Genomic DNA, 4,242 nt, shown 5'->3' with positions numbered 1-4,242 from the left:
CCGATCCGCTGCGCTTGATGATCTTCATCGGTACGATTCCTTCTCTGCGATGGCGAATATTTCCTCTATGCAATGTTCGGCGCCGGGTCTTCGATAAGGCCCGGCGCCGAACATGCCGTTGTGGTTGGTTCGTCCATGATACGCCATTTGGACACAATATATTGTGAATTCTTATTGAATCGAACTAGAAATGGTATTTATGCAGGTCAGCAACGAAGATGCTGCATTTTTGGTTTTCAAGGCTTGATTCGTTGGAAAAGATCGTTCCGCCGCGTATTCCCTGATGGGCGATTCGATGCGAGTTGGAAGATGCTCAGAGAGGCTCGAAAGGTACAGGCGCCGCTGCGTCAAAACCGCACAAAAGCCGCTTTCGCCTGAGTCTCGGCCTTCCCTCCTATATCAGCCCCATCGTTTTCAGGACGAAAAGCCATGCCGTAAGGGTGAAGGCGCTGCCGAGGGTCGTCACCATGACGGCCGTCGAGGAAAGCGCGCCGTCGTGGCCCATCGAGCGCGCCATGACGAAGCAGCTGACCGTGGTGGGCGAACCGAGCATGACGGCCACAGTGGCCAGTTCTTCGCCGCGCATGCCCATCGCCGCGGCGACGGGAAGCAGCAACGCTGCAAGGCCGACGAGCTTCACGGCGCTAGCGCCGAGCGCCGTATGTAGATGGCCCGAAGCGCGGCGTAGATCGAACATAGCCCCCATGGCCATGAGCCCGAGCGGCGTGGCAAGGCCGCCTACGCTGTCGATCAGGCCTGCTGCGATTTGCGGCATCGGCATGCGCGACGCCGCCCAAAGAAAGCCGGCGGCGATGCCGATAATGATGGGATTGGTGACGATGCCGCGCAGCGATCCCATCAGGCGCGTGTGTGCGGACGCTTTTCCTTCGCTCGAGCCCGGTGCCGTGAATACAAGGGCGACGACGGCGGCCACGTTATAAAGGGGCACGGCCCCGACGATCATGAGCGCGGCCATCGAAGAGGAGCCGTACATGTTCTGCATGAGCGCGACGCCGAGCAAGGCGGCACTGCTGCGATACGACGCTTGGATGAACTCGCCGCGGTCGGCTCGATGGGAGACGCAAAACGAAAGCAAGACGGAGATGGCGACGCATGCAACCGTCAAGGCGAAGCACGATACGACGAACGACCCGTTCCATCCTTCGTCGAAATCTATCGCTGCCATATCGCCGAAAAGAAGAACGGGCAGCGCTACATGGAACACGAAGGTATTAAGCCGCGCCGCAAATGCGTCGTCGATAACGCGCATGCGGCGCAGAAGCATGCCGAGAACCATAAGAAGGAACACCGGCATCGTCGCGTTCAGGCTGAACGCGAGATTCTCCATGTTTTACCTCCTGCCGTATCGGCGGCCTCGACCAGTACTCTTATTTTCGAGCGCGTATCATAGCATTGCATCGATAGGGATGGGGCCGTTGAAGCTCTTTTCATCGAACTTTAACTTGGCATGCGTCTGACCTGGGGTTTGCAACCATAAGGCGCATCTAGGTTGCCTATAATGAAGCCTCCGGTTGGTGGATGGGAAACGCACGCTTGTCTATATTCGTGCTTGTAAGACGTCTTGCAAATCAGTTTTCTTCCCTTTCTGCGCCGATGCCGACAGACGTGGTGCAGAAAGAGGGACCGTAGGAAAGGCACCCTCATGAGTTTTCGCGACAATCTTTTACATCTTCGCGCTTCGCGCAATATGACCCAGGAACAGCTCGCCATGCTGCTCGGCGTATCGCGTCAATCCGTCACGAAGTGGGAATCCGAGAAAAGCTATCCCGAAATGGACAAGCTTTTGAAAATGTGCACGTTGTTCGAATGCACGCTCGACGATTTGGTGCAGGGTGATTTGTCTTCGCGCCATGAATCGGCTGCCGCAACGCCGGCAGCGATGCCCGATGGCCCGGCGACCGACGTCTGCGGCTATGATGAGCATATGCGTGCGTTTTCCGTGCAGGTTCCCACGGGTATCGCCTGCATAGTGCTCGGCATCGCCTGGACCGTCTTCTTCGATGAGGGCCCTACAGGCATCCTGCGCGATGGCGATGTACTTTCGATTGCAGGACTATTCGCTGGCATCCTGGCGGGACTTGCCTTCTTGATTCCCGCAGGAATCCGTCACTCCTCTTTCGTGAAAGCGCACCCTTATATCGAGGATTTCTACACCGCCGAGCAGAAAACCAAAGCAGGACGGAGGTGCGGCATTTCCATCGTCGCAAGCGTCGGCATCATATTCCTCGGCGTGCTAATTATGATTTCTACCGACAAGACCGGGTACGAAAATGTAGGCGCAGCGGTTCTGACTGCACTCGTGGCCATCGCAGTATGGTTCATCGTGAATACGAGCATGATGTATTCGCGAACGAATCTAGCCGAATATAACCAGAATGCGATTGACGAATTGGAACTCGAAGATATCGCGAAAGCCGCCGTTGACGAAGAGCGCAAGAAGGCACTGCTCGCAGCCCACGGAATCAAGACGCGCAAGCAGCGTCTGACAAGCAACTTGTGCGGCATTATCATGATCGTCGCCAGTATCGCCGGTCTTGTGATGCTGTTCTGGCCGATCGCCCAGGGGGTCGATCCCGATGATGTGGATTGGAGGTCGAATCTGTTCTGGATGGCGTGGGTCGTCGGCGGTTTGTGCTGCGGCATCGTTGCGCTTGCCGCGAATGCATTCGTCGACGACGAATAGCGCAGAATCGACTGCTGCACTGCTTGCCGTCTTTTTCGTTCGATTTCGGGTCGATACGGCAAATTTAAACGACTTCGTTTCAAAAGAGCACGTCCGGTGCGCCCGAAGGTCGGCGCACCGGACGTTTCGTGATAAAGCAAGATTCAGGCGAATCGCCGTTTGCCTGGCAGCGGCGCACCGATTGCCGTATAGACGGGCATTCGCTGTGATAGGCTACGGCCGCTAAAGCAAGTGCGGCATTTCGGCTCGGTTGCGCCAGGGTGCGAGAGGTATGAATATGAAACTTCTTATTGCGTCGGATATCCACGGATCGGCGTATTGGTGCGGCGCGCTGATGAAACGCATCGAGGTCGAGGCGCCCGACAAGGTGGTACTTCTGGGGGACCTGCTCAACCACGGGCCGCGCAATCCCCTGCCCGACGGCTACGCGCCGCAGAAGGTGGCCGAGATGCTCAACGGCATTGCCAAGCGAATCGTGGCGGTGCGCGGCAATTGCGATTCGGAAGTCGACCAGATGCTGCTTGATTTTCCCTGCATGGCCGATTACGCCCTTGTGCTCGATGGCGGGCGGACTTTGTTCGCGACGCATGGGCACGTGTTCGGCCCCGATAAGGTAGCGCCCCTGCCTGTCGGATCCGTGGTGTTGTCGGGTCATACGCACATCAAGACGAACGACGAAAGAAACGGTCTGCTATTCGCAAATCCGGGAAGCGTGTCGATTCCCAAAGACGGATCGCACAGCTACGGCGTCTATGAGGATGGGGCGTTTCGGACAGTCGAATTGCTTGGAGAGTAGCGCATACGCCTTCGAGACGATGCCTGCATGCGAGCAATGCATCATGCGCCTATGAAAAGGGAGGGGCCTTAGCCCCTCCCTTTCGCTTGAATATGTGCCGGCGCCGAAGCTAGCCGACAACGAACATGACCATGAATGCGGCGGCGGCAATCCACATGAGCGGCTTGACTTCGCAAGCCTTGCCCTGCACCACTTTAATGACGCAGTAGGAGATGAAGCCGAAGCCGATGCCATTGGTGATCGAGTAAGTCAGAGGGATGCCGAGAATCGTGATGAACGCAGGGAATGCATGCTCGATTTTGGACCAGTCGATGCTCGTCACGTCGGAAAGCATCAGGTAGCCGACGACGACCAAAGCGCCGCACGTCGCCGAAGCGGACACCATGCCGATGACCGGCGCGAAGAACGCGAAGACGACGAAGAGGATACCGACCACGATGTTGGAAAGGCCGGTGCGAGCGCCTGCGGCGGCGCCGGAGGTGGATTCGACGAAGCTCGTGATGGAGCTTGCGCCGAAGAAGCCGCCTGCAGCCGCGGCGACCGAGTCGACGGCAAGAATGGGCTGGATGTCTTCGACGTTGCCGTCCTTATCGACGAACTTGCCCTGCTCGCCTACGGCTACCACGGTGCCCATGGTGTCGAAGAAGTCGCTCATCAGAAGAGAGAAGACGAAGAGAAGCAGCGCAGGCTGCAGGAATACCTGGACGATAGCCATCGTATCGGTGCCGGGAACCGTCTGGAA

At 57.4% G+C, this 4,242-nt stretch carries 4 protein-coding genes; 2 read left to right on the top strand and 2 right to left on the bottom strand.

What is annotated here, in order from left to right:
• Positions 1–394 precede the first annotated feature (394 nt).
• Positions 395–1,348, bottom strand: a complete 954-nt coding sequence (locus Q6E04_RS09020) for an AEC family transporter (protein ID WP_303250446.1) — start codon at positions 1,346–1,348, stop codon at positions 395–397.
• 315 nt (positions 1,349–1,663) lie between these two features.
• Between Q6E04_RS09020 and Q6E04_RS09015 the strand changes: the two genes are divergently transcribed.
• Both Q6E04_RS09015 and yfcE read left to right on the top strand, forming a co-directional pair.
• Positions 1,664–2,704, top strand: a complete 1,041-nt coding sequence (locus Q6E04_RS09015) for a helix-turn-helix transcriptional regulator (protein ID WP_303250445.1) — start codon at positions 1,664–1,666, stop codon at positions 2,702–2,704.
• A 277-nt stretch (positions 2,705–2,981) separates the two neighbouring features.
• Positions 2,982–3,500 (top strand): phosphodiesterase, encoded by a 519-nt coding sequence (gene yfcE, locus Q6E04_RS09010; protein WP_303250444.1) that lies wholly within the window; start codon positions 2,982–2,984, stop codon positions 3,498–3,500.
• A 109-nt stretch (positions 3,501–3,609) separates the two neighbouring features.
• On the opposite strand, the gene Q6E04_RS09005 is transcribed toward yfcE, so the two are convergent.
• A partial coding sequence (locus Q6E04_RS09005; RefSeq protein WP_303250443.1) for an NCS2 family permease occupies positions 3,610–4,242 on the bottom strand: 633 nt, incomplete at its 5' end.

Origin of the sequence: uncultured Slackia sp. (assembly GCF_959608125.1) — a bacterium.
Lineage (GTDB): Bacteria > Actinomycetota > Coriobacteriia > Coriobacteriales > Eggerthellaceae > Slackia.
Note: the sequence above shows the minus strand (reverse complement) of the source record. Positions and strands in the feature narration are given on the sequence as shown.